The sequence below is a fragment of the Desulfovibrio sp. genome, from assembly GCF_019422935.1.
Lineage (GTDB): Bacteria > Desulfobacterota > Desulfovibrionia > Desulfovibrionales > Desulfovibrionaceae > Desulfovibrio.
On sequence record NZ_JAHZCJ010000002.1, the window covers coordinates 266,980 to 282,916 of the forward strand.

At 57.2% G+C, this 15,937-nt stretch carries 14 protein-coding genes; 9 read left to right on the top strand and 5 right to left on the bottom strand.

The window, feature by feature from the left end:
* Positions 1-104: 104 nt before the first annotated feature.
* Entirely contained in the window at positions 105-656 is a 552-nt protein-coding gene (locus QZ383_RS04300) for a hypothetical protein (RefSeq protein WP_291443339.1), read from the bottom strand.
* A 523-nt stretch (positions 657-1,179) separates the two neighbouring features.
* Here QZ383_RS04300 and QZ383_RS04305 point away from each other — a divergent pair.
* From QZ383_RS04305 to QZ383_RS04315, 3 genes are all read left to right on the top strand, one after another.
* Positions 1,180-1,470 carry an HdeA/HdeB family chaperone gene (locus QZ383_RS04305; RefSeq protein ID WP_022657584.1) on the top strand — a complete coding sequence of 97 codons (291 nt, stop codon included), beginning with the start codon at positions 1,180-1,182 and terminating at the stop codon, positions 1,468-1,470.
* A 60-nt stretch (positions 1,471-1,530) separates the two neighbouring features.
* The gene (locus QZ383_RS04310) at positions 1,531-1,872 is read left to right on the top strand and encodes a hypothetical protein (protein WP_022657583.1); all 342 of its coding nucleotides are present in this window, start codon (positions 1,531-1,533) and stop codon (positions 1,870-1,872) included.
* Between the two features lie 406 nt (positions 1,873-2,278).
* Positions 2,279-3,709 carry a helix-turn-helix transcriptional regulator gene (locus tag QZ383_RS04315; RefSeq protein WP_291443343.1) on the top strand — a complete coding sequence of 477 codons (1,431 nt, stop codon included), beginning with the start codon at positions 2,279-2,281 and terminating at the stop codon, positions 3,707-3,709.
* Between the two features lie 81 nt (positions 3,710-3,790).
* Here QZ383_RS04315 and QZ383_RS04320 read toward each other — a convergent pair whose 3' ends face one another.
* The 3 genes from QZ383_RS04320 to zraS form a co-directional block, all read right to left on the bottom strand.
* Positions 3,791-4,264, bottom strand: coding sequence for a rhodanese-like domain-containing protein (locus tag QZ383_RS04320; RefSeq protein ID WP_291443345.1), 474 nt, complete (start codon positions 4,262-4,264; stop codon positions 3,791-3,793).
* Positions 4,265-4,602: 338 nt separating this feature from the next.
* A complete protein-coding gene (locus QZ383_RS04325) occupies positions 4,603-5,964 on the bottom strand; it encodes a sigma-54 dependent transcriptional regulator (protein ID WP_240823557.1) in 1,362 nt (453 codons plus the stop codon).
* Positions 5,965-6,025: 61 nt separating this feature from the next.
* On the bottom strand, positions 6,026-7,540 hold the full coding sequence (zraS, locus tag QZ383_RS04330; RefSeq protein ID WP_291443348.1) for a two-component system sensor histidine kinase ZraS: 1,515 nt from the start codon (positions 7,538-7,540) through the stop codon (positions 6,026-6,028).
* Between the two features lie 174 nt (positions 7,541-7,714).
* Between zraS and QZ383_RS04335 the strand changes: the two genes are divergently transcribed.
* Both QZ383_RS04335 and QZ383_RS04340 read left to right on the top strand, forming a co-directional pair.
* The gene (locus QZ383_RS04335; protein ID WP_291443350.1) at positions 7,715-8,176 is read left to right on the top strand and encodes a periplasmic heavy metal sensor; all 462 of its coding nucleotides are present in this window, start codon (positions 7,715-7,717) and stop codon (positions 8,174-8,176) included.
* A 305-nt stretch (positions 8,177-8,481) separates the two neighbouring features.
* Complete coding sequence (locus QZ383_RS04340; RefSeq protein WP_291443352.1) at positions 8,482-8,976, top strand: periplasmic heavy metal sensor; 495 nt, start codon at positions 8,482-8,484, stop codon at positions 8,974-8,976.
* Between the two features lie 378 nt (positions 8,977-9,354).
* Here the strand turns inward: QZ383_RS04340 and QZ383_RS04345 are convergent, their stop codons facing one another.
* The gene (locus QZ383_RS04345; RefSeq protein WP_291443354.1) at positions 9,355-10,479 is read right to left on the bottom strand and encodes a radical SAM protein; all 1,125 of its coding nucleotides are present in this window, start codon (positions 10,477-10,479) and stop codon (positions 9,355-9,357) included.
* Between the two features lie 344 nt (positions 10,480-10,823).
* Between QZ383_RS04345 and QZ383_RS04350 the strand changes: the two genes are divergently transcribed.
* The 4 genes from QZ383_RS04350 (at position 10,824) to QZ383_RS04365 (ending at position 15,920) form a co-directional block, all read left to right on the top strand.
* A complete protein-coding gene (locus tag QZ383_RS04350; RefSeq protein ID WP_022657574.1) occupies positions 10,824-11,111 on the top strand; it encodes an integration host factor subunit alpha in 288 nt (95 codons plus the stop codon).
* 313 nt (positions 11,112-11,424) lie between these two features.
* Positions 11,425-13,038: an MBOAT family O-acyltransferase gene (locus QZ383_RS04355; protein WP_291443357.1), complete on the top strand. Its 1,614-nt coding sequence runs from the start codon at positions 11,425-11,427 to the stop codon at positions 13,036-13,038.
* Positions 13,039-13,053: 15 nt separating this feature from the next.
* Entirely contained in the window at positions 13,054-14,283 is a 1,230-nt protein-coding gene (locus QZ383_RS04360; protein WP_291443359.1) for a hypothetical protein, read from the top strand.
* A gap of 11 nt (positions 14,284-14,294) precedes the next feature.
* Positions 14,295-15,920, top strand: coding sequence for a sel1 repeat family protein (locus tag QZ383_RS04365; protein ID WP_291443360.1), 1,626 nt, complete (start codon positions 14,295-14,297; stop codon positions 15,918-15,920).
* Positions 15,921-15,937 lie beyond the last annotated feature (17 nt).

Consider the following 15,937-nt stretch of genomic DNA (forward strand, 5'->3'; position numbering starts at 1 on the left):
GCAGGAACCGAGGCCGCGCACAAACAAGCCGCAGGGCCAGCCGTCCCCAGAAAACCATAAATAACAGCAAGGCAAACCACGGTGCCGCGCATACGCGTTACCGCTTACAAAAGCACCAGCGGAATGCCCACCTGAATCAGTACGGCCAACACTAGCGCCGCCCAGTGCAAAGGGCCAAGTGTGGCAGGCACAGTCCCCTTCCAAATGGACAAAATCCCCTGCAGCGTGCGCTTGAGAGTCCAGACAAGGTACAGCAGTGTGGAGCCGCACATAAAGCCAACCAGAGCCTTGCTGCCCGGGATCGCCCAGAACTGGCGCAGCATTTCCAGTGGAGGCTGATCCCCGGTGGAGAGTTCATCAAGCTTTGCCATTACTACGGGATCATTTCCCATCCAGCCGGCTACCCCGACAATGCCGCCAATCCCCACAAGAGCAAGCACCAAGGCAAGCCAGACGGTATTCACCTGCCATTGGGCATGGGCGTATTCTGCCTGTATGGCACCCTTGCGCGCCTGTCGGCGCTGATAATAGCCAAGGGCCAATGCGCCAAGGCCAGCCCACAACAACAGACTCCAATAGAGTGAAAAAGAAAAAAGAAGCAGCAGAACATAGCCCGCCCAGATCATGCCACTGACGTGAGTACTGGAATCTTTCATCGACTGTTCTCCATAACTAGATTTTCAATGCGTGCGGCATTGCCGCAGAATTCCAGCAGCTTTTTCCTCCAATTGGACGCAAAACGGTATCACCCGAAGAGGCCTTTGTGCAAAAAATTTTGTCACCCTTACGGATGATACGCCCTTTCAGCCACTCCGTCGACCGAATAAGCTGCCCGGCAAAAAGCTCTGCCGGACAGAGGCGTAAGCGCAAGACACAGATTATTGCATTATTCACTCTACAACTAGAACGCATTAACTATATTAAATTTAATCAAATTTTTATTCATCACGCCATTACTCACCCCCAGGGGTGAGCAGCAACCGGCAAAATCGAACATTAAGGTGATGTGCAGAACTCTGCCCAAAGTGTAGGCCTGATCGGGTTGTTGAGGCCATCAGGAGTTCGCGGCGGCCTGCACTGGAATAGGCTTTGCGTTCAGGCGCTGACATTCCCCAGCACCACACGGATATCTTCGGATACTTGGGCATGGTTAAATATCAATCGGAGACGGAGGAAGTAATGAAAAAGTATATGTTGGCTGCATTGACTGTTTTTATGCTGGGCGCTGCCCCCTTTGCAGCACATGCAGCAGAACAGGATGTGGCAAAAATCACCTGCAAGGACTTTCTGGCTGACAAGCAGAACATAAGCATGATGGTGATGTGGATTGACGGTTACATGAGCGGCAAAAGCGGCAATACCTCCATCAGCGATCAGTGGATGGAAAAGCTGGGTACCCATCTGGGCACCTACTGCGCGAAAAATCCTGCCAAAACCATTATGGACGCCATCGAAGCAGTACCCGAATAACCACTGCCGACTTCAGCACACGGCGTCCCATCACACCCTGGATCACATGGAGATATTTACATGAAACGCTTTATCCTTTCTTTTGCCGCAGCGCTGATGCTCTTTGGTTTCAGCGCCGGAGCAGCCCTTGCACAGGAAATAGTTGTCGCCAACGGCACAGGATTCACCATCCAGCGACTTGGCCTTGTTGACTCCAATGCAGGCGGCAATGCTCAGGATCTTTTGGGCAACGACACGCTTGCCAGTGGCGAAGGCCTGAAGATCAACATCAACGGCAGCCCCAAGGGCTGGGAACTTATAGCCGTTGACAGCGACGGCGGTCAGGTGAACTGGCAAAACCTCGACCTGAGCGGCGTAAAAAAAATTACCCTGCGCGGCGATGGATCTGCAGAACTTGAATAAATGTGATGCTGCATACGTGCCAGCATTCCCGTAATTCTTGCAGGTTTAGCTGATCCGCAGGCATGCACAGCCGGTGACAAAAGCCTATCAGCTTGAGCGGGCTATATATGTTGCATGGCTTGAAGAGGAAGGTACCAGAACGCTTGTTCGGGTACCTTCCTCTTCGCTGTTTTCCTGTCAATCCCTATGGTTCTGCTGCCGCACTTCGCCAGAGGTTACTGGGGCCTCGCGCTGAAAAACTTTTCAGGCAACCTCCGCGAACGCAGGATGAAATAATGCGGCCAGCATCGAATCCTACATATACAAATTTGCTATTGACCCACAATAAATGTGGTGTTCTTTTAAGGGGTAGTGCAATTGCAACTGACTATCTTATGACAAGCCACGCTGACATTTCGGAGAACCAATGGAATCAGGCAAAAAGGGATTGCCAGTCATTTCCGGCATGGGCATTGCCAGCCTGCTGGCAGCCCAGTTTGTAGTTTTTCTGGAAGGCCGGGGACTTGGCATTGTATCTTTTTCCCTGCAAAACGCTGTTGCCGGATTTTGCGGCGGCATAATTCTGGGCGGACTGCTTTTTTCCACATGGCTTCCCAAACGGTTTGGCGCTCCGTGCGCAGTGGCCTTGACCCTGATGGGCGCGCTGCTGTGGACGGGCGGCATATTCCAGAACAATGCCATATACTCCTATGGAGCCTGCTTCTGGGGCGGGACGGTTCTGCCTCCGTTGCTCAAAAATTTTTTTGCGCGCAGTTCATCACCCGGCTTTCATCTGGGCGTTGCCTTTGCTATTGGGGATTTTTTCTGGCTTTTTTTATACATCTTTCCCCTTTCAGATGAATCACTGCAATGGCTCATGCTGTGCCTTCAGTTCGTGAGCGGCTGCATGGCGGCAATTTGCCTGTTCAAAGCGCAACCGACAACAGAAGGATTGGAAATTGTACGCAAGTCAGACAGGCTGACAGTAATTTCACTCAGATATCTGACTGCCATCGCCTTTATATTTTTTCTGTTAAATGCCTTTGTGGACATTACCTTTTACAGAATTCACAGTCAGGCTTTTCCCATCCCCGCTCAGGTACACCTGTATACGTGGCTGGCCTATCCCCTTGTTGGCGTGCTGATTGACAAGTACGGAACAGATATGCGCCTGTTGCTCATCTGCATTGGCGGGGTAATTTTATCCCCAACTCTTGTAGTCATCACAGAGGGAACAGTCATTTACTGGATCATTTATGTGATTGACCTTGCGTGCCGTGGTATTGCGCAATTGTACTTTCTGCTAGTTTTCGCTCAGATCGGCAGACACTCTCCCCGCCGCGGCCTGATTTCTGCCATTCCTTACCTCGTAATGCTTATGGCTTTCTTGTGCGTATACCGTTTTGTGGAGCACTTTCCTGGTACAGTGCCAGTTGCATTCTGGTGCCTTTTTCTCACTACGGCCTTCAGCTATGTGAGCTCCCGCATCCAGTACGCCCTCACGCTTACCGGGGTATCAAAAACACCCACTGCGGACAGCGAAGACAAAACAGAGCACAAAGCCTTCACCCCGCAGGAGTCACACAAAAACGAACGCTGCCGGGCAGACAGCATAGCTGATTTTGCCCTGAAATACGGTATTTCTTTGCGAGAGCGGGATGTTTTGTGTCTGATTCTGGAGGGGTGCGATACGTCTGCCATTTGCGATCGGCTGCATATTTCTGAAAACACGCTTAAAACCCACATCCGGCAAATACTGCGCAAGACGGAAACACGAAACAGAAATGCTCTGCTGGTACTTTTTTTCAATGAAGAAAATATGGAAAAAGAAACAGAAACGGGCCTTGAGAGTTTTTAGCCCTCAGGCCATCGGGCGGCAGGAGCAGGCCGCCGGCATTATCCCTGCGGCGTACTGCCGTGGTGACAGGCGTGCTTGCCCTTACTGGCCCGACTGACCTTCGTGCTGCAAAAATGAAAAATGCACCTGCCCCGCTGCGTAACGGACATTCGTAATGTCTGGCCGTAACCGCCTGAACAGCTTGTATGCCTGAAGCGCCCTGTAGCCATACTGGCAGTGCAACAGCACAGCAGAATCCTGCGGAATATTTTTTACCAAATGCTGAAAAGCATATAGCGGCATGTTAACGGCGTTTGGAAGATGCCCATCTGAAAATTCTTTTTGACTGCGCACATCAATAATAATCAATTTTTCCGTTTTTAAAACATACTCGCGAGCCGCTTCTGGCGACAAGGCCACAGACTCGCCCGCACTTTTGCTCGTTGGCGCTGAAAACTTCCAATAAATATATGTTTCCGCACATGCAATAACAAGCAGAACTACAATAATTTTCAGTAGCCGCCTTGTCCCTTCAGCACCATGATACAAGGCAATGCCGACTTCTGCTGTTCTCATTGAAAAACCTCTCTCCAATGCCTTACCGCGCGGCATTCGTCAGTGCAACTCGCCATTTCCACTGATTTTTCAGGCCAATCCACAAAGACGATCACAGAGGGGCACGCCGCCAGGGTGCAAAGCCCGCCCGCCATCCACAACTGATGCTCGGAGGAGTGTTATACACTTCTTCCTTGCTCACGCGCAAAAGAATTCAGAACCCACATTCGTCTAGTGATCGGAGGAATTTTGTGCGCTGGCAAGGAAGTAGCACTTTTTTGTGAAGGGAGTGTACTCTAATGGTACTCGACCGGAACAAAAAAGTGCTACTGACGCAGCCAGCGCGCAAAAGAACCCGATCACTCAAGGCCGTACTTGCGGAGCTTGTTATGCAGGGTAGCCCTCGTAATTCCCAACTGCCGGGCCGCCTCGCTCTTGTTGTCGCCTGTCTGGCGCAGGGTTTCCTCAATGGCGCGGCGTTCCACGGCATCAAGGGGCAGGCCTGCCAGGGAGGCGTCCACCTCGGGCTGGCGCTCGTCGGGCAGGGCAGGGCCAGTGACCACAGAGGGCAGTTCGCGTTCGGTGATAAGGTCGCCGTTGCAGAGTATCACGGCGCGCTCCACGGCGTTTTCCAGTTCGCGCACATTGCCGGGCCAGCCATAGCGCAGCATACAGGCCAGCGCCTGCGGCGAAAATCCGCGTACGCTTTTGCGGTTGCGGCTGGCGAAACGTTCCAGAAAATGCGCGGCGAGCACGGGGATATCCTCGGCGCGGTCGCGCAGGGGCGGCACTTCAATACAGATGACGTTGAGGCGAAAGTAGAGATCCTCGCGAAAACGCTTTTGGGCCACTTCTTCGCGCAGGTCGCGGTTGGTAGCCGCCAGTATGCGCACATCCACAGTTATGGCGGCATCGGCCCCCACGCGTTGCACCTCGCCCTGCTGCAAGGCGCGCAACAGCTTTGACTGAAGGGTAAGGGGCATCTCGCCGATTTCGTCCAGAAAAAGCGTGCCGCCGTTGGCTTGGGCAAAGCGCCCCTCGCGGCGGCGATCCGCGCCGGTGAACGAGCCCTTTTCGTGCCCGAACAGCTCGGATTCCAGCAGGTTTTCGGCCAGAGCCGCGCAGTTCACCGTTACCAGCGGTTTATCCGCTCTGGCGCTGGCGCAGTGCAGGGCGCGGGCCACCAGTTCCTTACCGGTGCCGGATTCGCCGGAAATAAGCACTGTGGCCTCGGTTGGGGCAACAGTGGCGATAATTTCCTGCATGGCGCGGATGGAGGCGCTGCGGCCAAGGATGCCGGGGCGTGAGGCGGCATCGCTGAGCTGACGGCGCAGCTCGCGGTTTTCCACGCTGAGGCGCGAATGCTCGATGGCTTTTTCAAGCGTATGCCTGAGAGCCTCAAAGTCCAGCGGCTTGACCAGATAGTCGTATGCGCCGAGGCGCAGGGCCTCCACGGCTGTTTCCACTGAGGAGTAGGCCGTCATGAGCACCACGGGCAGAGCGGGATTATATTCAAGAATATTCTTGAGCGCGTGGATGCCGTCCATGCGCGCCATGCGCACGTCAGTCAGCACGGCGTCAAAGGATTTTTCGCGCACCAGGGGAACGGCCTCGTCGCCGTCCGTGGCTTCTTCCACAGCATAGCCCCAAGAACGCAACATGGTGCGCAGCATGCCGCGGTGGGCATCGTCATCGTCTACAACCAGTATGCAGTTGCTCACCGTATCCTCTCTTTATGCTTGGCAAAATCTGGAATCCCGGGCCGCTCCGCAGCTGCGCAGGTTATTTTTTGCGGTTGTCCTGCGCTACTGCGCCTTCTGCCGCGCGGGGCAGCCAGATGCGGAACGTGGTTTCCCCACGGCGCGCAGTTTGCGCGGGGCGCGAGGTAACGCTGATTTCGCCGTCGTGTGCTTCCACAATCTTGTGCACCATGGCAAGCCCCAGCCCCGTGCCCTGCCCCTTGGTGGTATAGTAGGGGTCAAAAATATGCGGCAGCTGGCTGGCCTCAATGCCGGTGCCGTTATCGCGCACCATAAGGCACACGCGCCCCTTGCGCTCCACAATGGCAAGCGTGAGCTGCCCGCCTTCGGGCATGGCGTCCAGAGCATTGAGGCAGAGGTTCAACAGGGCCTGCCCCATGCGTTCTGGGTCGGCCAGGGCCAGCGGCATCCGCCGGGGAGAACGGCAGACAATCTTGACATCGCGTTTGTCCGCATCCTGATGGATGAGGCGCGTCACGTGATCCACCACAAGCTTGAGATCAGTCGGGTGCGGGCTCACATCGCTGGGACGTGAAAGTCCTATAAGATCCATAATTACGCGATTGAGCCGGTCAACCTCGTGCACCATGACATTGGCTGCCTCGCGGTCTTCGCTTCCTTCGGGAAAGCGCTGGCCGAAGTAGGTGGCATAGCCCTTGATGGAGCTGAGAGGATTGCGGATTTCGTGCGCAACGCCTGCGGCCAGATTGCCCACGGCGGCCAGCTTTTCCTTGCGGCGCACTTCTTCTTCAAGCCTGCGCACCTTGCCCTCTGCCATACGCTGCCGCTGACGCGACTCCCGCGCCCGCTCGGCATAGTACAGGGCCACCAGACAGGCCAGCCCCACCAGCAGGGTCACGGCGGCCAGCATGGCCACGTAGTCCCGGTTCTGACTGCGCGTTATTTCAAAGGGCGAAAGATCAAGACCGAGAAAAATCACCGGCAGGGGAAAACCCCTCGGCAAATCGCGTATGCCCGGCGAAAATTGCCTGTACACGGCAAACACGCGCCGCCCCTCCATGCGCATGATGCCCCAGTGGGGCAGCATGTCGGGGGCAAGGTCACGCATGGTGACATCGTCAGCTTCGCGCCCGCCCACATGCAAAATCTCTCCAAGCCGCGCAGGATTGCTGTGCGCCACAATGGTACCGTCAGGCATGGTCACGGCCACAAAAACAATGCCGGGGCTTTCGCCCATTTCTTCCAGCAGCACCTGAAGGCGCACGCCAGCCTCGCTGCGCATGCCCGAACGCAGGATGCTCTCAAAGGCGATGATCAGCGATGAGCCCTTTTCCGCCAGCAGGCGGGCCATGGCGGCCTCGCTGCGGTCAATGGAAATGAGGGTCAGCAGCGTCACCATGAGGGCCAGCACCACGGCGGCCCCACCCAACAGCAGGCCGAGCGGCGTATGCGCGCCAACAGCGGAGGTCTGTGCTGTCCGCGCTTTGTCTGTGGGACTTGTGGGGCTTGCGGCAGCGGTGCCCTGGTGTGCAGCTTCCTGCCCGATTTTTTCAGCCGTGCTGTTTTCCATATTCATACGGCACACTCTGTATTGTGCGCGGCACAGCCAGAGGCGCACCACGAGTAAAAAAATTTGCACGCTTTTTGCAATAAAATAATCATTCCTTGAGCCCACAAAGCCGGGAATCTTGCCACCCCGCTCAGTGATTGGTATGAGAGCGGGACGAGTTTATTCTTCAGAAGGTCTTTTATGATGAAACCCCTTCTTTCCCTTTGTGTTCTGGCCAGTCTGTGCCTCCCCCAGCCAACGGCGGCGGATCAGACCGACTATGCGGAATATACACCTTCGCCGGGAAGCCCGGCAGCCAACCACGCCGCAGATATGCGAACATGGCTGCAACAGCTTTCGCCCGCGCAACGGGCCAAAGCCCAGGCCGTCATTGACGAATACTCCCCCAAGGTGAACGAACTGCGTAAAAGCATCATGCTGAAAAAAAACGAGCTTGCCCACCTGAGCTACAACCAGACCACCTCGCCGGAAACCCTACCCCGCCTGGGGCATGAATTACAGCAATTGCGAGATGAACTGCGCGCTCTTCTGCAACGAGCAGACCAGCGCATGGATACTGAGGTAGGCGTTCCGCTTGGCAGCCCGCAAACCCGCGGGTGCAGCATGGAATATCCCGGTCTGTCCACTTCCGCCAGCAAATAACCGCGACAATCTGCTCGCAGCAACACGCGTCCGCCCCAAGGCGGGCGCGTTTTTTATTCAATTTTGCCAGGCAGCCCCTGTAAGAAAATTATGCAGATGTACAAATTTTATACAGAGACAATGCCCGAATGTATAAAAAACATACGCTTCTCTGCTCGGCGGTGCAACGACCCCGGCCAATATCACATTAACATACTAAATATATTAAATAAAAATTATTTGGCACACGCATTGCTATATTGCAAGCAAACGTTGAAGGAACAACGAAACAATATACGAGAAAAAAGACTACGAGGTAGCCTTCCATGAAATCCAAAAATATCGCCATCGCAGCCATACTTGCAGCAGCCCTGATGGGTGGCGCCATAACTGCCTACAGCCAGCCTGGCCCCGCAGGCGATATGCCCGAAGGCATGCGGGAAATGGGCGGCTGCATGGGTGAAATGCCCTGCCCTGGAATGCAAGGACACGGCATGATGGGACGTGGGGCGTATACCCCCGAACAGCGGCAGAAGTACGATGCCATTGTGGCCGAATTCGTAAAACAGATGGAACCCGTAAAGGACCAGATGTTCATCAAGAGACAGGAGCTGCGCGCCCTGCAAAATGCCTCCAACCCCGATATTGCGGCTGTGCGCGCCACTGCCACCGAATTGCTGCAACTCAGAAAGCAGCTCGGCCAGATGCATGAAACCATGACCCAGCGCCTTGAAAAGGAAGTGGGCAAGCCTGCCGCTGCCCCCATGCCCAAGAAGGACGCCCCCGCTGCGGCGAAACATCAGCACGGCGCGGCCCAGTAACCACAAATTAATCGAAATTGCCGCTCCCAACTCGTCCGCCCAAGGCGGTTGACATATACAGGATCATAGAGAACAAATTTCCGTCCTGCCCCCTACCCCCAAGGGGGGCATTACGGAGCCTCCAAGAACCTCCTCCTTTGAACAGAACCTTATAACCATCAACACCCTCCCTCCCTTCTCGGCCGCCGGTTCCCCCCCGGCGGCCGCCTCCTTTTTCATGGCTGAAAACAAACGCACAGAACCCGCCGTAAAGCGGGTTCTGTGCGTTTTGCCCTGCGCGGCGTCACTCTGGCCGCGCTTGAATTTTAGTAACTGAGCGTGGGGAAAACTTTTTTACAAAAGGCGTCTCCCTGCAAGACATTTCGCTTCAAACCAGACCTATATGAAAACAAGCTGCGGCGAAATGTTATCGTCAAAAGATACTGTGCGCAGCCCCAGCGCCGCCCATCTTGCGCGCAGTTCCCCCTTGGCGCCCCAAAAGAAACCCTGGGCTGACCGGGGCAGCAGCAAATCAAAATGCGTGGCTGGTGTTGCCGCATTCTCGCCGAGCAGTTCCCTTACCGCCAGCAGCAAGGCACGCCCCTTGACCCTGCCGCCAAGCTCTCTGTCCACCGGCCCGGCAAGCACAGCCTTCTCCAGCCCCGGCTCCGGGGCAAGACCCATGCGAATCACGGATACGTTGACCCGCGCGGCTACGAGCCAGCCGAGGGCAAGGCTTTCAAGTGTATCCTCCAGCAGCCAGGGTTTGTAGCTCCCTTCGCGCCACATGGCGGCAAGACCGGTGCCTTCAAGTACAAGGCAGGGATAAAACCGCAGCATCTGCGCACCCGCAGCAAGAGCTGTTGGCACATCGTCCATAAAAAACTGAGGGCTATGCCCCGGCATGCCGGGCAAAAGCTGCACCACCAGCTTGAGGCCAGCAGCCCGCACAAGGGCGCAGGCCGCCCAGGCAGTGCCGCCGGAATAGCCCCGGCGGGAGGCGGCAAGGGCGCTGTCGGCAAAGCTCTGCACGCCCAGCTCCACCACACCGCAGCCTGCGGCGCGCAACCTCTCCAGTATTGGGGCGTCCACCCTGTCCGGGCGGGTTGAACAGCGGAAGGAACGTATCCAGCCTTTTTCCTGCGCTTCGCAGGCCAGATCGAGGCAGGCGGACAGATCCTCTTCCGGCAATGCCGTGAAGGTGCCACCATAAAACGCCAGCTCTGCCGCAGGTTGCCCGCTCTCGCGGCGCAGGCGCAGATTCTCCCGTGCGGCGAGCAGCAGGCCCTCCACACTTGCGGCGCGCGAACTTTTCGTGCTTTCCGGATTTTGGCAGTCGCCGATGCCGGTCTGCACATCCTGCGCGCAAAAAACACAGCGCACAGGGCAGCCCCTGAATGGCAAAAAAACCGGCACAACGGCCTGCCTTTGCGTTGTGTTGCGCCTCAGCCATGCAAAATCCAGCGGCACCGCACGTTCTTTGTCACCAACCTGCGATGGGCGTTGCGCACTGTTCAGAGTCATACCCATATCCCCCCCTGGTCATGTACCACGGCGTACGCAGGTTCACTATAGACTTCCTCAGAATGAGACTGCCTATAAAGGGGCGAAGAAATGCCCATAAGGGCCATGGACAAAAACTTTTTTTTGAGGGGCATAGGGGCTCGCTGACTGTGAAACGGTATGTGGAGCGCATTGAACGGAAAATAACATGCAGGCGATTTTTTTAAAAAAATCTTGCTCTGTCTGTAAGTTGCGTGTATTTTACACAAAAGTTCCGTTTGTGTGAAGCTGACAAACATTGCTGCGGGGCATTAGGAACACTGGGTTCCACTCAGCCATACCAGCGCACTGCGCCGGAGAGCACTATGAAAAAAACACTGACCAAAGCGGACATCGTGGAGGCCATCTACGAAGAAACGGACAAAAACCGTGTAGATGTCAAAAACGTGGTAGAAAAACTGCTGGAGATCATGAAGGTCGCCATCAAAAAAGACCGGGCCCTGCTTATCAGCGGCTTCGGTAAGTTTGAGTGTTATGACAAGGCCTCCCGCAAGGGCCGCAACCCCAAGACAGATGAAACCATCACCCTGCCGCCGCGCAAGGTTATGGTGTTTCGCCTCTCGCGCAAGCTTCGCGCAGAGCTGAACCCCTAGGCAAGCTCGGAGCCTCGGCAGCCTTGGCATGCCGGTGGGGGCGCGTGTGACGCGTTTCTTGTCGTGCGCGCTTTTTCTTTGCCATTTGGCCTACAAAAAATGCACAGCCCGGCACGGCAGAAATGCATGCCGGGCTTGAGCAACCGCCTTACCCTGCTGTGCGGAACGCAAGGCGGCACTGGGGATCAAAGCAGGATGCCCACATTTTTGCGCTCAGCCGCAGAGTGCGGAGCATCCCACACCGCAAACTCGGAAGAATCCAGGCTGACGCCAGCGCGGCGGGCATGTCCACGCCGTCCAACGGGAGTCGCACATGCTTTTCAACTCGTACACATTCCTTTTCGCCTTTCTACCCCTGCTGCTGGTATGCTGGCGGCTTGTCCAAGGCTATGGCCCCACGGGTCTTGCCCTGGTGCTGCTGGCTTTTTCCGTAGTATTTTACGGCTTGTGGGGTTTGCCCTTCCTGATTCTGCTGGCTGTGATTCTGGGCATGAACTATGCCTTTGCCCTGGCCCTGGCAGCGCCGGAGCCAGAGCAGAAACAGGATGCCGCTCCCGCTGAAAATGCGGAAGGCGATGGCGAAAAGGCCTGCCTGTGCGGTTCGCGCAAGCAGGCTGGCTGCCGGTTTCACCTGAGCCGCAAGGGCCTGCTGATTCTTGCCCTGGTGCTCAACCTGCTGCCCCTGCTGTGGTTCAAGTATTCCGCCTTTCTGGCCCAGAATTTTGGGGCGCTGCTGCATGCGCAGTGGCATTTCACCCCGCCCGGTCTGCCCTTGGGTATTTCTTTTTATACCTTCATCCAGATTGCCTGGCTTGTCAGCGTATACCGCGGACAGGTGACGCCTCAGGGCTTTACGCGGCATGCGCTGTTCTCCGCATGTTTTCCCTATGTGATTTCCGGGCCAATCGTGCGCTATGAGCAGATAGGCCCGCAGTTTGACACCCTTGCGCCAGCCACTGCGGAGAATCTGGCTCAGGGTTTCACGCTTTTCACCATCGGCATGGTCAAAAAGGTCCTGCTGGCTGACAGTATTGCCATGTACGCCGACTCTGTCTTCAATGCGGCGGAAAAGGCCTTTCCGCTCAGCGGGGCCGAGGCCTGGCTGGGTTCGCTGTGCTATACCTTCCAGCTGTATTTCGACTTTTCGGGCTACACGGACATGGCCATTGGCCTTGCCCTCATGCTGGGCCTCAGGCTGCCGGAAAACTTTGATTCGCCCTACAAATCCACAGGCATTGTGGACTTTTGGCGGCGCTGGCACATCACGCTCAGTTCGTGGCTGCGCGATTTTCTGTACATCCCCCTTGGTGGCAACCGCAAAGGGCGGCTCATGCAGTATCGCAACCTGTTTCTGACCATGCTGATCGGCGGCGCGTGGCACGGCGCTGGCTGGACCTTTATTGTCTGGGGCGCGCTGCACGGTTCCATGCTGGGCATCAACCACTTTTTCCGAGCCTGCATCAAGGGCAAAACAATGGAGCGCGTGCTGGCCCTTGCGCCGCTGCGCATCTGCTCCATCCTTTTCACATTTTTCTGCATCAATCTGTGCTGGGTTGTGTTCCGCGCGCTGACAATCGAAGGCGCGGGCCGCATGTTCAAAGCCATGTTCACAGGGCCGTTTACGCGTGAAGCGGCGGGCCTGAGCGCAACAACCGACGGGCTTACGGGTTTTGCCGCCCTGGTGGCCCGCTGGCTGCCCAACAACTACATTCAGGGATGGGTTCCCTTTGCGCTGCTGCTGGTGAGCTTTCTGGTGGTCTGGGCGCTGCCCAACAGCCACGAGATTTTGCACGGCAGACGTGATGGCAGCCGCCCGCGCCTGAGCTGGCGGCCCACGGCCGCCTGGGCAACGGGGCTGGCCGTTATGGCCTTCCTGACTCTGATTCTGGTTTCGCGCAAGGCGACCTTCCTGTACTTCCAATTTTAACCACGCGTGAACGCCATGAACAACACAGAAACCGCCTTTTTGAAGCGTTATTTTCTCGTGCTGCTGGGCCTTGTCCTGGCGGGATGCCTGCTGGCCGTTCCCTATACCGCGTGGTGGCTGCACAGCAGCGGCGACGTGGCCGTGGAACGGGCCGTCACCGAACAGTCCAAGGGGAATTTTGCCGTGTTCGGATCCGGCGTTTCCCAGGATTTTGTGGACTACAAACTGCAGCTCTATGCCAAGGTGAAGCCAGAGATTGCCGCCGTGGGTTCCTCGCGGGTCATGCAGTTCCGCGGCGCTTACTTCCGCAAGCCCTTCCTCAATGTGGGCGGCACGGCGGGCAACCTGCCCGTGCTGCGCTCCACCATCGACGCCATGCTGCGCATCCACAAGCCGGATGCCATCATCATAGGGCTGGACTTCTGGTGGTTCATGCCGCAGTGGAACCCCGACCCCTTCAAGGAAGAACCGCCCACCAGCGGATCATACAACTACGGATTCGACAGCCTCAAAAAGCCGTGGACATGGCTGCTTGAAGGCAAGATTTCATTCAAGGACTTTATTGCCCCCATGCTGCCGCAGTCCATGGGTGGATTCCGCAATGCCCGTTACGGCATCATGGCCCAGCAGTACAACGACGGCTTTGGCTCTGACGGCTCGTGGTATTATACAGGTGAAAGCACCGGGCAAAAGCGGCCCTTTGACTACCAGTTCGAGGATACCCTCAAGCAGGTACGCTACGGCACCAAGGCCTTTTTCCACGCCAAGCCGCTGGCTGACAGCCGCGACCCCGGCGGCATCAGCAGCGCCCATCTGGACGCCTTTGCTGAAATTTATTGTCGGCTCAAGGCCAGGGGCATTGCCACCTTTGTTTTCATTTCGCCCCTTTCTGTCCGTGTGCTCGACGCCATGCGCGAACGGGAGGCCGATTATCCGCACCTCTTCAAACTGCGCGACGCGCTGCTCGCCCGCGGCATTGACGTTATGGAATTTACCGATCCGCGCACCTTTGCTTCCGGCGACTGCGAGTTCTTTGACGGCTTCCACGGCGGCGAAGTCACCTACGCGCGCATGCTACGTGATATGGCCGACCGCTGGCCCGCCTTGCTGGCTTACGTGAATATGGATAGAATCAATGCCACCTTGCGCGACTGGCGCGGCTATGCCCTGGTGCCCGATGAGCGCCTGACGAGCCGCCCGGAAGTGGACTTTATGAATTTTAACTGCCCCAAACGTAAACCGTAAGGAACACCAGCATGTTTCTTCGATGGGGCGCGGTTTACAGCCGCGCCCATCTTATTTCAGCCATCCGGGCCGTATTCGTGTACAGCCTGTGCGTGTCCCTGGCGCTGTCGGGCGGCGCGGCCTTTGCCGCGTCAGACTCCGTTTTTGTTCAGGGCACTGGCGCGCCCAACGCGCCCAGCCCCAACGGCATGGGTGGGCAACCCTTCGGGGGCGGTACTTCGCCCACGCTTTCGCAGCCAATGCCAGCAGCGCCAATACAGACGCCCACGGTTCAGGTGCCTACCGTGCAAACACCCACGGTGCAGACCCCAAACGTCGCAGCGCCATCTGTGCCCACGCCGCAGCAGGTCACCCCCCTGAACGCACCGGGAGCGCCCGCCCCTGCTCAGGCCCAGCAACCGCAGGCTCCTGCGGCAAAGGATGCATCTGCCCCCGCCGCTCCTGCCCAGCCCGCAAGCCCTGCCCTCGAAACGCCCAAAAAGCCAGAAGCCCCGGTGAAGGAAAAGGGCTCAAAAAACCGCAGGGACAAAAAATCAAAAAAAGGCAAGAAAGAAGAAGCCGCCGAGCAGGAAAAAGCCGCTCCGTCAGTGGAAAGCGCCCCCACCAAGGCGCCTGCGCCTGTTCCGCAAAGGACCTCGCCGCCCACGCAGGCGGAGGAAGCCGCAGCAGCATACGCCAAAGGCGATTACGCCACAGCGGAGAGCATCTGGAGCAAACAGGCCGAAGCTGGCGATGGGCAGGCCATGAACAACCTTGGCGTGCTTTATGACCTCGGGCAGGGAGTGGAACCTGACCTTGGTCGCGCCCTGCACTGGTTTGCGGAGTCAGCCAAGACCGGGCACCCCTCGGGCATGAGCAACTACGGGCGCATGCTGGAACAGGGACGCGGCATAGAACCCAACCCCGCGGAAGCAGCGCGCTGGTTTGATCTGGCGGCGCGTCAGGGCCAGCCCGAGGCTCAGTATAATCTGGGCATGCTCTATGAGCTGGGGCGCGGGGTGCAGCAGGATTTCACTGCGGCGGCGGCATGGTACAGCCGCGCTGCTGCGCAGCAGCAAACCGAGGCTCTGTTCCGCCTTGGGCATTTTTACCGCATCGGGCAGGGAGTGACCAAAAATCCCTCGCGGGCGGTGCTGCTGCTTTATGCGGCGGCCATGAACGGCGATGCCAACGCCATGAAGGAACTGGAAGACATGGCCCGCGCCGAGCCTTCGCGCCCCGAGGCCGTTCTGTTTGGTCAACGGCTCGACAATACCGACAGAAATTCCATGCGCGAGGCCCTGCGCCAGTACGGAGCAACCGTTATTCGCGAGGATGACGCCTATATCTGCGACCTGTACGATGCCGCCAAGGTTGCCCCCGGCGCGCGCCAGATGGCGATCTGTTACGGCCCCGGAAAACACGGCCCTCTGGGCTTTCTTGAGCTGGATTACACCGCGCCGAACAATACGGTGGAAGGCATGATCCTCAAGATGGTCACTGACCGTTTTGGCAAGGCCTCTGCCGGGGAAGGCGACGACGCCCATCTCTGGAATCTGGGTTCTGTGGTGGTTGCTACGCGCTATGAGCCTACGCGAGGGCAGTTGAGCCTCATGTACATGGTTCCCCGCGTTTACCACCTGACGCGCCAGCGTTAGGCCGCATAGGGGGTTCT

Bases quoted from the DNA above. Each gene is read 5' to 3' on its own strand.
- QZ383_RS04300 (WP_291443339.1), bottom strand. From the start codon at position 656: ATGAAAGATTCCAGTACTCACGTCAGTGGCATGATCTGGGCGGGCTAT.
- QZ383_RS04305 (WP_022657584.1), top strand. From the start codon at position 1,180: ATGAAAAAGTATATGTTGGCTGCATTGACTGTTTTTATGCTGGGCGCT.
- QZ383_RS04310 (WP_022657583.1), top strand. From the start codon at position 1,531: ATGAAACGCTTTATCCTTTCTTTTGCCGCAGCGCTGATGCTCTTTGGT.
- QZ383_RS04315 (WP_291443343.1), top strand. From the start codon at position 2,279: ATGGAATCAGGCAAAAAGGGATTGCCAGTCATTTCCGGCATGGGCATT.
- QZ383_RS04320 (WP_291443345.1), bottom strand. From the start codon at position 4,264: ATGAGAACAGCAGAAGTCGGCATTGCCTTGTATCATGGTGCTGAAGGG.
- zraS (WP_291443348.1), bottom strand. From the start codon at position 7,540: ATGAATATGGAAAACAGCACGGCTGAAAAAATCGGGCAGGAAGCTGCA.
- QZ383_RS04335 (WP_291443350.1), top strand. From the start codon at position 7,715: ATGATGAAACCCCTTCTTTCCCTTTGTGTTCTGGCCAGTCTGTGCCTC.
- QZ383_RS04340 (WP_291443352.1), top strand. From the start codon at position 8,482: ATGAAATCCAAAAATATCGCCATCGCAGCCATACTTGCAGCAGCCCTG.
- QZ383_RS04345 (WP_291443354.1), bottom strand. From the start codon at position 10,479: ATGACTCTGAACAGTGCGCAACGCCCATCGCAGGTTGGTGACAAAGAA.
- QZ383_RS04350 (WP_022657574.1), top strand. From the start codon at position 10,824: ATGAAAAAAACACTGACCAAAGCGGACATCGTGGAGGCCATCTACGAA.
- QZ383_RS04355 (WP_291443357.1), top strand. From the start codon at position 11,425: ATGCTTTTCAACTCGTACACATTCCTTTTCGCCTTTCTACCCCTGCTG.
- QZ383_RS04360 (WP_291443359.1), top strand. From the start codon at position 13,054: ATGAACAACACAGAAACCGCCTTTTTGAAGCGTTATTTTCTCGTGCTG.
- QZ383_RS04365 (WP_291443360.1), top strand. From the start codon at position 14,295: ATGTTTCTTCGATGGGGCGCGGTTTACAGCCGCGCCCATCTTATTTCA.